The sequence below is a fragment of the Streptococcus mitis genome (assembly GCF_946188375.1).
Classification (GTDB): domain Bacteria; phylum Bacillota; class Bacilli; order Lactobacillales; family Streptococcaceae; genus Streptococcus; species Streptococcus mitis_CX.
Genome location: NZ_CAMHUS010000064.1, coordinates 1 through 274, shown reverse-complemented (window position 1 = coordinate 274; position 274 = coordinate 1). Strand labels below are relative to the sequence as shown.

Here is a 274-nt window from a genome sequence, read left to right as displayed (position 1 = left end):
CCAGACGTAGGCGCCGACGACTCTGCGGGTGCCCGGCAGGCCGATTTTGTTGGAGGTGATCAGATCGACCGCATTGCGGCGTTCCATCACGCAAATATTGGGGTGGGCGCTTGCTTTCCCTACCAGTGTGGTCTCTACTTCTTTACCTGTAGCATCAGCGGCAAGCAGGATACGGCGGTGGCTGTGCCCCCCCTCCCGCGTCAGGTGGTAATGCTCTTCGCCCTGAGCGTTGACTTCGGTGTCGAACAAGACCCCTTGGTCAATCAACCACTGC

At 59.5% G+C, this 274-nt stretch carries 1 protein-coding gene; it reads right to left on the bottom strand.

The genetic code is table 11. The features are described from left to right. Positions 1 to 274 (bottom strand): FAD-binding protein (locus N8M16_RS10075; protein WP_261070154.1); only part of this gene is annotated, 274 nt, incomplete at both ends.